Source organism: Bacteroides sp. MSSM.1001136sp1_RTP21357st2_D2_RTP21359_211015 (assembly GCF_040913205.1).
GTDB classification, from domain to species: domain Bacteria; phylum Bacteroidota; class Bacteroidia; order Bacteroidales; family Bacteroidaceae; genus Bacteroides; species Bacteroides ovatus.
In genome coordinates, this window is the sequence record NZ_JBDFVF010000043.1 from 37320 (window position 1) to 52735 (window position 15416).

General features: G+C 40.7%; 18 protein-coding genes and 1 tRNA gene. 6 read left to right on the forward strand and 13 right to left on the reverse strand.

Annotation, left to right across the window (positions count from 1 at the left end):
• Nucleotides 1–179: 179 nt before the first annotated feature.
• Genes AB5217_RS21895 through AB5217_RS21910 form a run of 4 tightly spaced genes read right to left on the reverse strand, consistent with a single transcriptional unit; the run spans nucleotide 180 to nucleotide 1709 of the window.
• On the reverse strand, nucleotides 180–659 hold the full coding sequence (locus AB5217_RS21895) for a DUF6956 domain-containing protein (RefSeq protein ID WP_032843215.1): 480 nt from the start codon (nucleotides 657–659) through the stop codon (nucleotides 180–182).
• A 20-nt stretch (nucleotides 660–679) separates the two neighbouring features.
• Nucleotides 680–895 (reverse strand): DUF3873 domain-containing protein, encoded by a 216-nt coding sequence (locus tag AB5217_RS21900; RefSeq protein WP_008766850.1) that lies wholly within the window; start codon nucleotides 893–895, stop codon nucleotides 680–682.
• A gap of 24 nt (nucleotides 896–919) precedes the next feature.
• A complete protein-coding gene (locus AB5217_RS21905; protein ID WP_008775050.1) occupies nucleotides 920–1132 on the reverse strand; it encodes a hypothetical protein in 213 nt (70 codons plus the stop codon).
• 43 nt (nucleotides 1133–1175) lie between these two features.
• Complete coding sequence (locus tag AB5217_RS21910; RefSeq protein ID WP_032843214.1) at nucleotides 1176–1709, reverse strand: antirestriction protein ArdA; 534 nt, start codon at nucleotides 1707–1709, stop codon at nucleotides 1176–1178.
• Between the two features lie 478 nt (nucleotides 1710–2187).
• On the opposite strand from AB5217_RS21910, the gene AB5217_RS21915 reads away from it, so the two are divergent.
• Entirely contained in the window at nucleotides 2188–2631 is a 444-nt protein-coding gene (locus tag AB5217_RS21915) for a PH domain-containing protein (RefSeq protein WP_032843414.1), read from the forward strand.
• A gap of 23 nt (nucleotides 2632–2654) precedes the next feature.
• On the opposite strand, the gene AB5217_RS21920 is transcribed toward AB5217_RS21915, so the two are convergent.
• The 6 genes from AB5217_RS21920 to AB5217_RS21945 all read right to left on the reverse strand — a co-directional run bounded on the left by AB5217_RS21920 (nucleotide 2655) and on the right by AB5217_RS21945 (nucleotide 7419).
• On the reverse strand, nucleotides 2655–3107 hold the full coding sequence (locus AB5217_RS21920; RefSeq protein ID WP_032843416.1) for a RadC family protein: 453 nt from the start codon (nucleotides 3105–3107) through the stop codon (nucleotides 2655–2657).
• 258 nt (nucleotides 3108–3365) lie between these two features.
• Entirely contained in the window at nucleotides 3366–3917 is a 552-nt protein-coding gene (locus AB5217_RS21925; protein WP_032843418.1) for an ORF6N domain-containing protein, read from the reverse strand.
• A 78-nt stretch (nucleotides 3918–3995) separates the two neighbouring features.
• Entirely contained in the window at nucleotides 3996–5225 is a 1230-nt protein-coding gene (locus tag AB5217_RS21930) for a site-specific integrase (protein ID WP_032843420.1), read from the reverse strand.
• Nucleotides 5226–5498: 273 nt separating this feature from the next.
• Nucleotides 5499–5571, reverse strand: a tRNA-Lys gene (locus tag AB5217_RS21935).
• A gap of 94 nt (nucleotides 5572–5665) precedes the next feature.
• Nucleotides 5666–6799 (reverse strand): AI-2E family transporter, encoded by a 1134-nt coding sequence (locus AB5217_RS21940; protein ID WP_004306487.1) that lies wholly within the window; start codon nucleotides 6797–6799, stop codon nucleotides 5666–5668.
• A gap of 20 nt (nucleotides 6800–6819) precedes the next feature.
• On the reverse strand, nucleotides 6820–7419 hold the full coding sequence (locus AB5217_RS21945; RefSeq protein ID WP_032843017.1) for a thymidine kinase: 600 nt from the start codon (nucleotides 7417–7419) through the stop codon (nucleotides 6820–6822).
• 140 nt (nucleotides 7420–7559) lie between these two features.
• Here AB5217_RS21945 and AB5217_RS21950 point away from each other — a divergent pair, with 140 nt between their 5' ends.
• The 5 genes from AB5217_RS21950 (at nucleotide 7560) to AB5217_RS21970 (ending at nucleotide 11402) form a co-directional block, all read left to right on the forward strand.
• Nucleotides 7560–8330: a hypothetical protein gene (locus AB5217_RS21950; RefSeq protein ID WP_368112828.1), complete on the forward strand. Its 771-nt coding sequence runs from the start codon at nucleotides 7560–7562 to the stop codon at nucleotides 8328–8330.
• Between the two features lie 12 nt (nucleotides 8331–8342).
• A complete protein-coding gene (rsmI, locus tag AB5217_RS21955; protein WP_004299177.1) occupies nucleotides 8343–9017 on the forward strand; it encodes a 16S rRNA (cytidine(1402)-2'-O)-methyltransferase in 675 nt (224 codons plus the stop codon).
• Nucleotides 9018–9050: 33 nt separating this feature from the next.
• Nucleotides 9051–9908: a hypothetical protein gene (locus AB5217_RS21960; RefSeq protein ID WP_004326281.1), complete on the forward strand. Its 858-nt coding sequence runs from the start codon at nucleotides 9051–9053 to the stop codon at nucleotides 9906–9908.
• A 92-nt stretch (nucleotides 9909–10000) separates the two neighbouring features.
• Nucleotides 10001–10693 carry a YjjG family noncanonical pyrimidine nucleotidase gene (locus AB5217_RS21965; RefSeq protein ID WP_008777220.1) on the forward strand — a complete coding sequence of 231 codons (693 nt, stop codon included), beginning with the start codon at nucleotides 10001–10003 and terminating at the stop codon, nucleotides 10691–10693.
• Nucleotides 10694–10754: 61 nt separating this feature from the next.
• Nucleotides 10755–11402, forward strand: a complete 648-nt coding sequence (locus tag AB5217_RS21970) for a MarC family protein (protein WP_008777221.1) — start codon at nucleotides 10755–10757, stop codon at nucleotides 11400–11402.
• Between the two features lie 9 nt (nucleotides 11403–11411).
• Here AB5217_RS21970 and AB5217_RS21975 read toward each other — a convergent pair whose 3' ends face one another.
• The 3 genes from AB5217_RS21975 to AB5217_RS21985 all read right to left on the reverse strand — a co-directional run.
• Nucleotides 11412–11984 carry a GNAT family N-acetyltransferase gene (locus AB5217_RS21975; RefSeq protein ID WP_032843020.1) on the reverse strand — a complete coding sequence of 191 codons (573 nt, stop codon included), beginning with the start codon at nucleotides 11982–11984 and terminating at the stop codon, nucleotides 11412–11414.
• A 228-nt stretch (nucleotides 11985–12212) separates the two neighbouring features.
• Nucleotides 12213–13766 carry a SusD/RagB family nutrient-binding outer membrane lipoprotein gene (locus tag AB5217_RS21980; RefSeq protein ID WP_008650046.1) on the reverse strand — a complete coding sequence of 518 codons (1554 nt, stop codon included), beginning with the start codon at nucleotides 13764–13766 and terminating at the stop codon, nucleotides 12213–12215.
• A 16-nt stretch (nucleotides 13767–13782) separates the two neighbouring features.
• The coding region (locus AB5217_RS21985) for a TonB-dependent receptor domain-containing protein (RefSeq protein ID WP_368117384.1) at nucleotides 13783–15416 on the reverse strand (1634 nt) is incomplete at its 5' end.

Below are 15416 nucleotides of genomic sequence, written 5' to 3' on the forward strand. Positions count from 1 at the left end.
CTGTGGGGCGAAGAATTGGAATGATACGTTATGCGTAACGTTATGATAGATAATCCGGCGGGTATTTCCCGGCGGATTATCTTTTTTATAGGGAATGGAAACAGGTTTCTTTGCTATCTTTCTTTGTCCGCTTCGGCTCACTGAAAGAAAGTAGCGGCGGCAAATGCCGCCGTTCTTCATTAACCGATTATAATGTTCTTTATGGGTGTGTTATGTTCCAGCCACTCTTTTACACATTCCATATTATATTCACTTGTTATCACTGCCTTATCTGTGCCTATGGGAGTGAAACGGGTGCTTTCGTAGCTGTCTATCCATCCTTTCAAGGAACAGACACCCCATGTTTTCACATCTTCAAAAATAGTGTCTAATGTGCCGATGGGGTCGCCGAAAGTGACTATCATTGCATCGAATGTTGTTTTGTCCGGCAACAGTTCCAAATACTTCAAAGAGCCGGAACCGTCTGCTTTCCGTCCGAAAGACCAGTCATAGGAATAAAATTCATCACCCCACTGGTGCGGCGTGTCGAAACGTACTTTCACGCTGACCGTATATTTATCCTCTGTGGTGTCCTCGATAACACCCGTTACCAACAATCCGGTAAATATGCACTTGCAACGTCTGCCGATAATCTTGTTATTTACTTCTGTCGTTTTCATAAATGTACTTATTTTTATCGTTATTGTTTCTTTTCTTTTTTCGCTATCCATTCATCCCGCTGTTTGCGGCATTCGTCAAGCGTTTTAGCTACTGTGCTGAACAGTTCCATATCTGTATGGCGATAATCATACTGGAAATAAATCTGTCCCCTGAATGCGCCCAAACAGCATTTTACATATTTTTCTTCTCCCGGTGTTTGGGTAATGCTTACCCCGTTTTTGTTTAAAGTTTCCATATTGGTATAATTTATAATGAGTTATCAGATAATCAGAAGTGAAAGCAGCACAATGAAAATAATCGCCATGCAAAACAGGTAAACGGCAGAGATAAACAGCCGGAGAACGAACCGGATAATAAAAAAGCCTATGGTTAGGGCTATCCACATTCCGGCGGTGCTGGTGGCTGCCTGATAGATGATAAAAGCAAGTATAAACCATCGTAAAAAAGTCGTTATCTTATTATATACTTTCATTGTCTTGGTGTGTTGTGGGTGGATTGCTCCACCCGGTTAATAATCAGGCGCAACGGAAAACAAAACCGTTATCCATCCAGTAATCAGTCATAAACAGGTCACGGGCAAAAGCGGAATAATCAAAGTAGGTTTTTGCGAACTCCGGCAGTTCGTAACATTCCTCTACGATTTCATAGGCGTAATCTTCCTCGTCTTTATATTCTCCCTGATATTCGTCCTCAAAGGAAGAAACAAGGTCGTCCGCATCTGCTTCGCTTATATCGCTGTTGTGATGGTCGCACCATACGAAAAACGCTTCCTGTTCGGTTTCGCTTAGCTTTTCAATGGCATCCCGTAGCTCAAAGAACTTATCGGAAAGCCAACTTTCGGAAATCAGGGCTTCGGGTATGTCCTCGATGTCCTGAAACATAAATTCCGGGTTTTGCTCGTCCTTATGCAGTTCCCGGCACGCTTCTAAAAATTCGTCCTTATCCGAATAGTCGGAAAGGTCTAACCACTTGCCGAAAAGTGAACCGTTGTTATACTTGTTGTAAGTACCTACATAAACTCTTGCTTCTGATAATGTTACTGCTTCCATGACTTCTGTATTTTTTAATTTATGCGGATTTGAGAGGTAAGGGAGTTGAGTTTCATAACCTTTTTTCCTGTTTCTCGTAAATCTGACTTTTTTTTTATGCGTTTCCGGTCGGGGCGGTCGTTTTCGTTTCATATAGGCTTTAAAGGGTAGTGTTTAGGCTTTGCAAGATTTTAAAGAAAAATACTCTCTGGACGAAGTACAGCAGGAAGATTTTTGTTTAAACCCTTTAGGGCTTGACCTTGCAAAGACGTGAAGAACACGGAAATACCTTTGCCTATGTGATACGATAATGACTGCTTCGGCTGGGGACTGCCTAAGAGGAAGATTTACAATAGGAGAAACTGGAAAAATGGTTTTATTTTAAAATTTAAGTTTTGGTCTGAAAGAAAAACCTAAGATTTATTTTATACCGTTCTGATTAATACGTACTTTTGTCCCCTGATAATAAAACGATGCAATCTATTAATTCAAAAAGACTATGAGCTATATTCAAAACAACCTACAAACAGGTGAAGAAATAAAATATAAGGCAGATATTCATTGGTATATATTCGTATATCCGGCAATACTGCTATTACTGGGTGCTTTCTTTTCATCTGCACAGACAGGCTTCATTTATTATATCGGCTTACTTTTGTTATTGTTGGGGCTATTCCAGTTGATAAAAAGAGTTCTCCTAAAGATAGGGGCTGAATATGTTGTCACAAATAAAAAGGTCATTTTGAAATCAGGCATTTTAAGCCGGGACGCTCTCGAATTGATTTTAAGTAAATGTGAGGGACTGCGGATTAATCAAAGTATTATGGGGCGTATTTTAGGCTTTGGTTCTATTGTCGTAACTACGGGTGGGGCTACCAATATATTTAAGTTTATAGCTAATCCAATGAGGTTCAGAAACGAAATCAATGCACAAATTCAATAGCATTTAAGAAACTAAAAAAGGGCTTATAAAAGCCCCTCGTCCGTAAAGCTGTAATAGCGTTCATCCGTTAAGATGATATGGTCTAACAGAACTAAATCCAAGTATTTACACGCTTCCTTAATTTTTGAGGTAATTTGTTTGTCCGGTTCGCTCGGACGTAGGTTGCCCGATGGATGGTTATGTGAGAGGATTATGCCCGAAGCATGGACTTTTAAGGCGGTTTGCAGGATGATTTTCACGTCCATTACAGTTTCCGCCATCCCGCCTTTAGAGATAAGGGAAACGCCTAAAGCCTTGTTAGCCCGGTTGAGGAACATTACATAGCTTTCTTCGTGGTGTTCCATACATTCCGCATAGAACGTTTTCAGGTAAGAATAGGACGTTTCGGATGAGAGTATTTTCACCCTTTCGGATGCTTTTACATTGTCTTTATAAGAGATAGTGATTTCCGGCATGGTAAATTCTGTTGTTTTCATGACTACTGAATTTTAAATTAAACAATAAGAAATTTTGCCGGACACCCACAGTTTGGCGGGGACTTCAACCATATCTTTTCAAAAAATACGACCCGTAGGTGTGGAGATTTTTTAGAAAACCGGAACGGCTCGGATTTGGTATTTGTCCCCACCGGGCTGTAACTTTGCTAAAATTTGTGATTGAGATACATTACTTTAGGGAACTGAAAAAGGGGTATCACTGGTGACACCCCTTAGACAACTGAATACCTTAAACCGTTATTCGTCATAGGTTCTATATCCTATCGGTTTGCGTGGCTTCGGTTCGGGTTTGCTTAGTAACTGGGTCAGTGCTTGATAAACTTCGCTGAATTGTGCATCCGTACTCTGTTCCAGTTCTTCGATGCGTCTAAGAAGTTCCTCGTAACCGATTGACATTTGGCGCATGAGGACGAAAGCCCGCATGATGGAGATATTCACCTTAACGGCTGTATCGCTTCTTAACACGGAAGAAATCATTGCCACCCCCTGTTCGGTAAACACGAAATTCTGATAACGGGAACCACCCCATCTTGAGGTCACAAATTGTGACCTCAAGTTTGTTTCGTCTTCTGTCCCTCTTTCTGCGGTCATGATTTGTGACCTTAAAGATTCGGTTTCTTCTTTGGTAAGTTCAAACATGAAATCTTCCGGGAAACGGTCGATGTTACGTTTGACTGCCTGTTTGAGTGCTTTTGTTTCCACTTGGTAAAGTGCTGCAAGGTCGCTGTCGAGCATGACCCGGCAACCTCTGATTTCATAAATCTTGCTCTGAATGATTTGTAAGTCCATAATTCCTATATTTTAAGTTGTTAAGTGATAAGCTATCTTTAGGTAACTGGTCACGAGTTGTGACCAGTTACTAATTTGCTAAATGGCAGCAACCTTTTGGGTATTGATTTTCTGTGCCAGCAAGTCCATATCATTGCTTAGTTTGGTATCAATGACTTTTGCATAAATTTGAGTAGTACGAATATCCGTGTGTCCCAACATCTTAGATACGCTCTCAATGGGTACGCCATTGGCTAAAGTAATGGTCGTGGCGAATGTGTGGCGGGCAAGGTGGAACGTGACATTTTTGTCGATACCACATAGAACGGCAATTTCTTTCAAGTAATCATTCATCTTTTGATTGCTGATAACAGGTAATAGCTGACCGTTTTTAAGTTTCCCCTCGTATTTGTTCAGGATAGCTTTAGGAATATCCAGCAAGCGGATATTTGATGTTACTTTTGTCTTGTGGCGTTTCTTTATAATCCACAGATTATCATCAAATGCCATACGTATATCGTTGCGGGTTAATTCGCATATATCCACGTATGAAAGTCCCGTGTAGCAGCTAAAAATGAAAATATCCCGTACTTGCTCCAAACGCTTTGAAGCAAATTCTTTATTGCATATCCTGCTTATTTCGTCCTTATCAAGATACCCTCTTTCTATATACTCGAATTTCAGTTTATAATGGGCGAACGGGTCTGCGGTTATCAGCCCTGTACCCTGTGCGAAATTTACCACTGTGCGGAAACGCTGGATAAACTTCATTGCCGTATTGGGTGAACAATCGTGGTTCTTTATTATATATAGGTAGAAGTTTTCAATGAATACCTTGTTGATTTGGCGTATAGGCAAATCCGATACATGATATTCATCTTTCATGTATTGAGTTAAGCGTAACTTTGTCAGTTCGTATCTGCTATACGTTTTGGGTGTGGCTTCTCCTGCTTCGACCTTTTTCTTGTATTGGTCGTTGTGCTGGGTGAAAAAAGAAATAATGGTATTTGCTTCTTCCTCTTTTCCCAATAGTGCATTTTTTACGCTTTCGGGCGTAACATAGCTATCACGCATCAACTGGTTATGGAAGTGTGAACGGATATTAGCTTTGATGTCGTCCAGCATGGAATTAAGCCTTTGTATCTCCATAGATTTGCCTACGGCTCTGCCGGATTTCCAGTTAGTTTCTAAGACCTCTAACTTGGTATTGAATTGGGTCTGTTTGCCGTTGATTGTGATACGGGCATGAATGGGTACTAAACCATTCTTTTTCATCTTGTCTTTTTTCAGGTAAAACAATACGCTGAATGTACTCTTTTCATTTTTCATAATCTCACTTTTTTAGATTGCAAAACTAATTTTAATCACTGTAAATGAGATAAATAGAGTATAGACAAATCACGTCAAAAGTAAGCCATTTTCCGACAATCGTACCCCCTAATCGTTTTTGGGGGAAGGGGGTACGATTTGGATACTCAACCGTGTCTTTTCGTGCCCCTTTTTTGTCTTTCAGGCAAGACTGAAACAATAAAAAAAGTCCTACAATACGTTGATATTGTAGGACTTGTCTCTTTTTTGTCGCCGTTTGGCTTTGTTCTTATGTGATCCGCCTGGGGCTCGAACCCAGGACCCCAACATTAAAAGTGTTGTGCTCTACCTGCTGAGCTAGCGAATCAATCCTTATTTGCGAATCAGTTATTTCCTGATTGCGGGTGCAAAGGTAGTTACTTTTATTTAATTTGCAAGCATTCCGTAGAAAAAAGTTTCAATTATTTTTCCTCGTTGTGGCTTGTTTCTTGATTATCAGTAGTTTCTACTTCATCATATTTTATCTTTTCTTTGTTGATAATAAAGCGTTGGTAGTAGGAGAGCATCAAAGTTGTTAGTGGCAAGGCGATAATCATGCCGAGCATTCCCATTAATGAACCCCAGATAGAAAGAGATAAAAGGATGATGGCAGGATTCAGTCCGGTAATCTTTCCCATGATTTTGGGGACAAGGAAGGTATCCTGTATGATTTGTACGATCGCAAAGACGGCTAATGCACATGCAATGATAATCCAGAAGTTCTGTCCGGTGTCGGCAGCTTTGAGAATTGCCAATAAAATGGTGGGAAGGAAACCGATGATTTGCAAGTAGGGAACCATATTCAATGCTCCGATGAAAAGTCCCAAAGCGATAGCCATGGGAAAATCGATAATTAGGAAACCAATGCTGAAAAGGATACCTACGCAAAAAGCAACCAAAGCCTGTCCACGGAAATATCTGTTCATACCATCCTGTACGTCGTGAACCAGGTTGGAGGCAAACGTACGGTATTTATTGGGTAGCAGATGTAACCATCCTTCAGCTATTGCTTCGTAATCCAATAATATAAAGATTACATATAATAATATAATGAAGGAGGCAAGGATGCTGAATAGAATGTTGAGAGATTCTGCAAGCAAAGTCCACACTCTGGGGACGGTATCCTTGATTGCCGCCAGGATATTCTCTTCACTTAATACACGGTTCAACGCCTGAAGATCAATGTTCTCGTGGATAAATTCAGAAAGGTTCTTAGGTACATTGTTACCGGCTCCATTGGTGAGGTAAGTCACCAACAAATCGTTCATTCTGCCTATTTCCGAAATCATCGGTGGCACTAATAGGTAGAATAAAGTGACTCCGATAACCGTAATGAGGAATAAGGAACAGAAGATGGAAATAATGCGGCTTTTTAATCGTAGCTTATACTGGAAGAATTTGACTAACGGATAGACCATATAAGCTATCAGCCACGCAATAAAGAAAGGCAATAACACTCCGCTAAGACGTTCCACGAGCATTAATATTCCTACAACTAACACACATCCGATGGAACCGCGTATAAAACTGTCGAATGTTATCTTTTTCCTTTCCATAATCTGTTTCTTTATAGAGTTTATACTTTCTGCTCATCTTCCTCTCGTGCACGGAGATAACATTCCCTGCACAGAGGCTCATATTCGGCTGTTTCGCCTAAAAGAACCTGTTTCTCATTCTTGACTGTACGATGTGAGAAAGAAGCCAGCTGACCACATTTCACACAGATCGCATGAACTTTGGAGACTTCATCGGCAATGGCGCACAATTGTGGCATAGGTCCGAACGGATTTCCTTTGAAGTCCATATCTAATCCTGCAATGATAACACGGATTCCATTGTTGGCAAGCTGGTTGCATACATCAATCAAACCACTGTCGAAGAACTGTGCTTCATCAATACCTACTACATCTATCTCAGAAGTAAACAGTAAAATGCTGGCTGACGAATCGATGGGAGTGGAGGCGATAGAATGGCTGTCGTGAGAGACTACGTCTTCTTCTGAATAACGGGTGTCGATAGCAGGTTTGAATATCTCGACACGTTGTTTCGCGAATTTCGCTCTCTTCATTCTGCGAATCAATTCCTCTGTCTTTCCGGAGAACATAGAACCGCAGATTACTTCGATCCGGCCTCTTCTTCTAGTCTCCTGTATGTGGTCTTCTGAAAATAATACCATGAGATTTTGTGTTTTCTTGATTAAATAAATATGTGGACAAAGGTAAGCAATTCAATGTGCAAGAACTGTTAAATTATCCATTATTTTAAGTTATTGCATAAATTATTCCTACATTCGCACCGTATAAACAATGGACTGACATGAAACAGAAGCTATTAACAGATATTGAGTTGGATGTTCATGAGTTGAAGTATCTCATGGATTCATTTACCAAGGAGCCGACTCCGACTTTGTCTGAACTGTTGAAGCGGAGCATTACACGGATGCAGGGGCGTTTGGACGAACTGCAGCAGGAGGTGGATGCTGTTCAGGTAATTTCTCCGTCAGCTGTGGAAGAGACAGCGGAAGAGGAGGATGAAGTTGCCGGGTCTGAAGAGGATTCCCCCGTGATTATACAATCTCTCGAATCGGTTGTTGTGAAAGAAGATGAGGAAGGAGAAGCCATTGTTGCGGAAGAGAAACCTGTCGTAATAGCGGCAGCTGCAGAGACAGCAGCAGAAGAAGCAGCAGCAGAAGAAGAAGCAGCAGCAGCAGCAGCAGCAGCAGAAGAAGAAGAAGAAGAAGAAGAAGAAGAAGAAGGGAAAAAAGAGGAACCGGCAATTGTTGAGGAACCTGTCGTTGAAACTGTTGTGAAAGAGGAAGAACCTAAATCGGCTGTGTTGGGAGAAAGTCTCAAACTGTCTGCCGGCTTGCGACATGCTATCAGCTTGAATGATTCTTTCCGTTTTTCTCGTGAACTGTTCGGAGGCAACACTGATTTGATGAATCGGGTTATCGAACAGATATCAGTAATGAGTTCCTACAAGACTGCAGTCGCATTTCTGTCCTCGAAAGTCGAATTGAATGAAGAAAAGGAGGCGGTGAACGACTTTCTGGAGCTACTAAAGAAATATTTTAATCAATCAGTATAAAACAAAAACAAGATGGGAAAGCTATATGTGGTGCCTACGCCGGTAGGGAATCTGGAGGACATGACTTTTCGGGCTATCAAAGTCCTGAAAGAGGTCGATCTGATTTTGGCGGAGGATACACGTACTTCCGGTATCTTGCTGAAACACTTTGAAATAAAGAATGCAATGCAATCCCACCACAAATTTAATGAACATAAAACGGTGGAAAGTGTTGTTAATAGAATAAAGGCAGGTGAAACGGTGGCACTAATTTCGGATGCCGGAACGCCTGGAATTTCCGATCCCGGATTTCTGGTTGTTCGTGAATGTGTGCGCAACGGTATTGAAGTGCAGTGCTTGCCGGGAGCAACCGCTTTTGTTCCGGCACTCGTAGCATCGGGATTGCCGAACGAGAAGTTCTGCTTCGAGGGATTTCTCCCCCAGAAGAAAGGACGGCAGACACGACTGAAGACATTGGCGGAAGAACACCGCACGATGGTGTTTTATGAATCACCCCACCGTCTGTTGAAGACGTTAACACAGTTTGCCGAATATTTCGGTGCTGAACGTCAGGCAACCGTGTCGCGTGAAATATCCAAACTCCACGAAGAAACAGTTCGGGGCAGTTTGGCTGAATTGATAGAACACTTTACCGCTACCGAACCCCGGGGCGAGATTGTGATAGTATTAGCAGGAATAGATGATTAAATAACTTCATTAAAAAACGTAAAACGTAAACGTATGAAAAAGTTAGCTGTTTTATTTGTATGCGTAGCCTTGTTGGCTTCGTGTGATGGCTTTAAAGGTGGAAGTAAAGACCTGAAAGCTGAAAATGATTCTCTTTTGATGGAACTGAACCAGCGCAATGCTGAACTGGATGATATGATGGGGACTTTCAATGAAGTTCAGGAAGGTTTCCGTAAGATCAATGCTGCTGAAAGCCGTGTTGACTTGCAACGTGGAACCATCACTGAAAACTCTGCCAGTGCTAAGCAACAGATTGCTTCTGACATCGAATTCATCTCTAAACAAATGGAAGAAAACAAAGCGCAGATTGCAAAATTGCAGGCACAGCTGAAGAATAGCAATTACAATTCTGCACAGATGAAAAAAGCTGTTGCCGCTTTGACTGCTGAATTGAACGCTAAACAACAGCGTATCGAAGAGCTTCAAACAGAACTGGCTTCCAAAAATATCCGTATTCAGGAATTGGATGCTGCTGTCAGCGATCTGTCTGTAGCAAAAGAAACTCTGGCCGCAGAAAACGAAGCGAAAGCTAAAACCGTTGCAGAACAGGAAAAGAGCCTGAATGCTGCCTGGTTCGTATTTGGTACTAAATCTGAATTGAAAGCTCAAAAGATTCTTCAGAGCGGAGACGTGTTGAAGAGCGCTGATTTCAATAAGGATTATTTCACGCAGATCGATATCCGTACAACCAAAGAAATCAAGTTGTACTCTAAACGTGCTGAATTACTGACTACTCATCCGACCGGTTCTTATGAATTGGTAAAAGATGATAAAGGCCAGTTGACATTGAAGATTACTAATCCTACTGAATTCTGGAGTGTATCCAGATACTTGGTTATCCAGGTAAAATAAGGTAGATATCCCTTTTGAATTGCCAATGTGCTGATTCCTGGATTCAAGAAATTAGCACATTGGCTTTTTTGTTTCTTATTATATAACTACTGATGAAATATAAAAATCTTTTTTTTGATCTTGATGATACCATCTGGGCTTTTTCTCAAAATGCTCGTAACACCTTTGAGGAAGTATATCAGAAATATTCGTTCGACCGCTATTTTGATTCATTCAATCATTATTATACTCTTTATCAACAAAGAAATACCGAACTCTGGGTTGAGTACGGTGAAGGAAAGATAACGAAGGATGAATTGAACAGCCAACGTTTCTTTTATCCTTTACAGGCCGTGGGAGTGAAAGATGAAGCGCTCGCTGAACGGTTTTCGAGAGATTTTTTCGCTATTATCCCTACTAAAAGTGTTTTAATGCCTCATGCAAAGGAGGTATTGGAGTATCTTGCTCCCAAATATAACCTCTATATCCTTTCCAATGGGTTTCGTGAATTGCAATCACGTAAGATGCGTTCGGCAGGAGTGGACGGGTATTTCAGAAAGGTGATTCTCTCGGAAGATCTCGGAGTGCTGAAGCCTTGGCCGGAGATATTCAATTTTGCTTTGTCTGCTACTCAATCCGAGTTGCGCGAATCCTTAATGATTGGTGATAGTTGGGAAGCGGATATAACCGGAGCGCACGGAGTAGGGATGCATCAGGTTTTCTACAATGTGACAGAACGGACAGCTTTCCCTTTCCTCCCTACTTATCACATCCATTCCTTGAAAGAATTAATGGATTTATTATAGGTTTTCTGGATTAAGTCGTATTTTTGTTGCGTTTTAGTTTTGCATAAAATACGATATAATCATGGATAGTACGCTTCTGCCTTTCGCCTTACTTTGTTTCACTTCATTCTTCACGTTGACCAACCCGTTGGGAACGATGCCTGTCTTTCTTACCATGACTCATGGTATGACGGATAAAGAACGTCAGTCTATCGTACGTCGTGCTACTATTGTGTCGTTTATTACATTGATGGTATTTGTCTTTGCCGGGCAGTTTCTTTTCAAGTTCTTCGGTATCTCTACCAATGGTTTCCGTATTGCCGGTGGGGTGATTATCTTCAAGATAGGCTTTGATATGCTTCAAGCCCGCTATACACCGATGAAGTTGAAGGACGAAGAAATCAAAACGTATGCGGATGATATCTCTATTACTCCTCTCGGTATTCCTATGTTATGCGGTCCCGGAGCGATTGCCAATGCAATCGTTTTGATGCAGGATGCGCATTCTTATGAAATGAAGGGGATATTGATCGGTACTATCGCCCTGATTTATCTGCTGACTTTCTTTATTCTTCGTGCTTCCACGAAATTGGTAAAAGTCTTGGGTGAAACGGGTAATAATGTGATGATGCGTCTTATGGGACTGATTCTGATGGTGATTGCAGTGGAATGTTTCGTTAGCGGATTGAAGCCGATTCTGGTAGATATTGTGAGAGAAGGAATGAAGTAGCAATACTGCTTATATCTCCTCTATGAAATGAACAGGGTATTTATTCCAATATTTTTTATATACCCTGTCTTGTTGGTCATCGAAATTTAATTGATACATTCTAAATGTAACCAGATAAAGTTTTGGTTGCCAATATTCTTCATAAGAATATTGGTATTTCATGCCTATAGCCTGCATAACTTTTCCACTTCTCGGATTGTTTACATCGTGCGTAGCTGTGATATAGGGAATATTTATTTGTTTCAGCATATCGATTACTGCCTGACAAGCTTCTGTACAAATCCCTTTGTGCCAAAACTCCTTCTTAATGCTATACCCCAAATCATGGCTGTCATCTCCGTTTATATGGATACAACCAATGGGTACATTGTTTGTTTTCATACAAATAGCATAGTAGAATCCTTTCTGCTGAATCCAGCTTTTTATATATTGGAGATAGTCTTTTGCTTCCTCTATATCTTTTAATGGGAACATCGGTAGAAATGTATTAACGTCTTTATCACTTAGAATTGAGAACAAGGCGTTTATGTCTTCTTCTGTGAAATGTCGCAATATCAATCGTTGGGTTTCTATATGATTCATCGTATTCTATATTATTCAAGCGTCTGCAAATATAACAAAAGTATAGTTTATGATGTATCGTATGAACCGGGAAAATCAGTAGACATGTATAGTTGTTATAATTCTCTTGGCATAATTGTGACTGAATGTTCTGTTTACACCTCTCAAACTTGATATAAAGAAATGAGACTGAATTCCCGCCTTTCCCCTAGAGAATTCAGTCTCATTTATATGATTCAAGTCAATGGATTATCTGCTTCCACCTGCCCACCAAACGTTTTCACTATACACATATTGTCCATTTCCGTAAGCTGCTTTCACTTCGGCATTTGTTGTTGTGTCGCTATTGCCATAAGGACAACGTAATGGGAAAGAGTTTGGATTTTTTAGCTCAATAAAGTTTTCGCCTAGTCCTTTCATTCTGCGAACATCATTGTAAGATTCTGTCGCTTCTCCTGAGGCTCCCCATAATGCGAAGTATTTTTGAATCATTGTTGTTTTCAACGGTTCGGCTGTATATTTGGCTTCTATTGTATTGTCAAAGTAACTTTCGGCTTCAGTATCTGTAATACTACTTGCCGGGTTGATGAGCGTTTTGCCCAATTCCTTTCTTGAAACGCTAAAGCTATTTTCTGCATTTAACAATCCGGCTACTACAGCGTCTTTTAATGCACTTTTTGCATCACGTCCCAATCTGCATAGAGCTTCTGCTTCCAGGAACTTTAATTCATGATAGCTCAATAACAGTGTGGGTGCTGATATAGAATACATAAATAAAGAAGTCCCATACTTGGAAGTGCCTTGTTCCGGAGAACCGTTAGGCGCATATACGGCATTGTCAGCAGTTCCCGGGGCTTGTTCTTTTCCAGATGCACCTTGTTTAGTGATGAAAGCTCTGGACAGGCGTGGGTCGTTGTATTCTGCCAGTTTGCTTCTCATGCTTTCGCTTGCACCTAATCCGGCACGTGCCACAAAGAAACCGTAAAGCGGATTTATATTGTTGGCGTCATATACGTCGAATGCTGCTTGCTCTTCTGCACTTTCGAAAGAGTTATCCACATATTCCAAAACCTTCTCCATGTCAGCGTCTTTGTTGGCAGATCTTTTAAGAAGGTGCATTGTGTAACGCGCTTTCAGACCATACGCCAACTTTAGCCATTTTTCGGCATCGCCCTGATATAACAAATCTTGAGCTCCCGGGTCTATCAGATCCTCTTTCTGCAAGTCTGCAATAGCATCGTCCAGGTATTGCATTGCTTGTGTATAGATCTCTTCTTGTTTATCCATTTTAGGAGTCAGGTAAACAGGAGAACCATTTTCGTCAACTAAGGCTGCCTGGCTGCATGGAGCATCTCCGAACATATCGGCTATCAATGCACAATTATAAGCAGCCAACACCTCTGCCATACCTTTGGTTGCAAAATTTCCATAATCTATTCCTCCCTCACTGCATTGATTGATAATGATACGGGCGGATTTCAATGTGGAATACAGACCATTCCATGTATTATTGAAAGTGGAAGATGAGGTCGGTTCGCTTTCTCTGGTTTCTGCATAATACAACTGGTTGTCAACACCTACTTCATATTCAATGTAAGCAGATAGATAAGTATTGAAATCACCTCCTGCGTTAGAGAATGCGGTAGAGGTTATTACATCTGTCAGAATGAATCTTCCGGCCACGCTTTGCGTATGTCCGTGATCCTTATTGATTCTATCCATTGCATCTTCCGAACATCCGGAAAAGACAACTGATAAAACAGTAGCGGCAAAAATGCCTTTGATTATATTATATGTTTTCATCTTTCTTTTTAGCTAATTAGAATTTTACATTAAATCCAAAACCATAGCTGGCTGTTCCCGGAAGAGAGAAACGTTCGAATGCACCTCCCATATTGTCATTACCCTGTGAAGCTTCCGGATCGAAGCCTTTCATTTCAGACCAAACCAAAATGTTGCGGGCAAAAACATTCACATTCACATTCAGCCATTTCTTTGAGAATACCGGATAGCTTACTGATAATTCACGCAGTTTGATATAAGAATTATCATAAATGTAGGATTCGTCAATGGATCTTCTTCTTGTGAAATATGCTTGAGCGTCTGTTACCTTTATATCATTGGGTGCATAAATTGAGTTACCGTCTGCATCTTTTCCTGTTTCTTTAACGGAGTTTTCCACAATGAATTCGGTATTACGCATATCACCAGATAATTTGCTCACACCGTAATAGTTCATTTCACCTGCGGTACCACTATACATCTGTCCTCCTTGTTTCCAGTCGAATACTGCAGAAATACGGAACTTGTACAATTCGATATTTGTATTGAAACCTAAACGGAAGTCAGGAGATACAGTTCCGATAACCGCATCTTCTCCCTGCATGGGAAGTCCGTTTTTGTCTACTACAATCTTGCCTTCGTCATTACGCATATAGCTTTTTCCATAGATCACAGGGAACTTGTCACCAATTCCGGCACGTACCTGCGGAGTTACAAATCCTCCTAACATAATACTTTCTACTCCTGGAGCCAATTCGTCTACGTAATTGTCGATTTTGGAGAAGTTGAAAGCGAAGTCGAGTTTGAAGTTTTTGGTATCTACCGGAGATACGCCCAATGTCAACTCGTGGGTATTTGTGTGGATTTTACCTCCATTCATAATCATACTTGAGGCACCAGTCGAACCTGCCAAAGGAACTTCGAATATCTGATCTTTTACATTCTGACGTGAATAGGTGTAATTCAAAGTAACCAGTCCGTTTAAGAAAGTAAGATCAGCTCCCAACTCGTAAGATTTTGTATTTTGTGGTTTTAAGTTAGGGTCATACACCTTATAATATGGAATATAAGCCATTGCTCCATTAATTGGATAAACAATCGGATTTCCCATATAAAAACCACCACCATAAGATGGAGTATAGTAATAGCTTTGAGTGTAATCACCAGCCATACCAACTTCCGCATAAGAAGCACGTATCTTACCGAAGGTTAATATGTTATTCTTCAGGGGAGCCAGTTCTGTGAAAATGAATCCCAATGACACCGAAGGATAAGTGAAAGAACGATTGTCACGTGGCATACTTGAAACGATATCATTACGTATACTTCCGCTTAGATAAAGCATGTTTTTCCATGCTACTGACAAGTTTGCGAAATTACCAACAGTTCGTTTCTTGTTGTATAGGCTCTCATTGGAGAATACAGAAGCATTATTCAGATGATTCCAGCCCGGGAAATTGAAGTTCATGCTATATGCATATTCATATTTTGTCTTTTTATCAACAAACTCATTACCAATCAAAGCGTCCAACGTCCATTCTTCGTTAATGTTCCATGTATAGGCAGCAGTTAACAGTGAATTTAGCTCATTAACGGTGTAATGGTATTCTGAATCTTCACCTGTAGGCGCCCAAGTACTTCCATATCCGTAGATTTCAGAATAATTGGTAG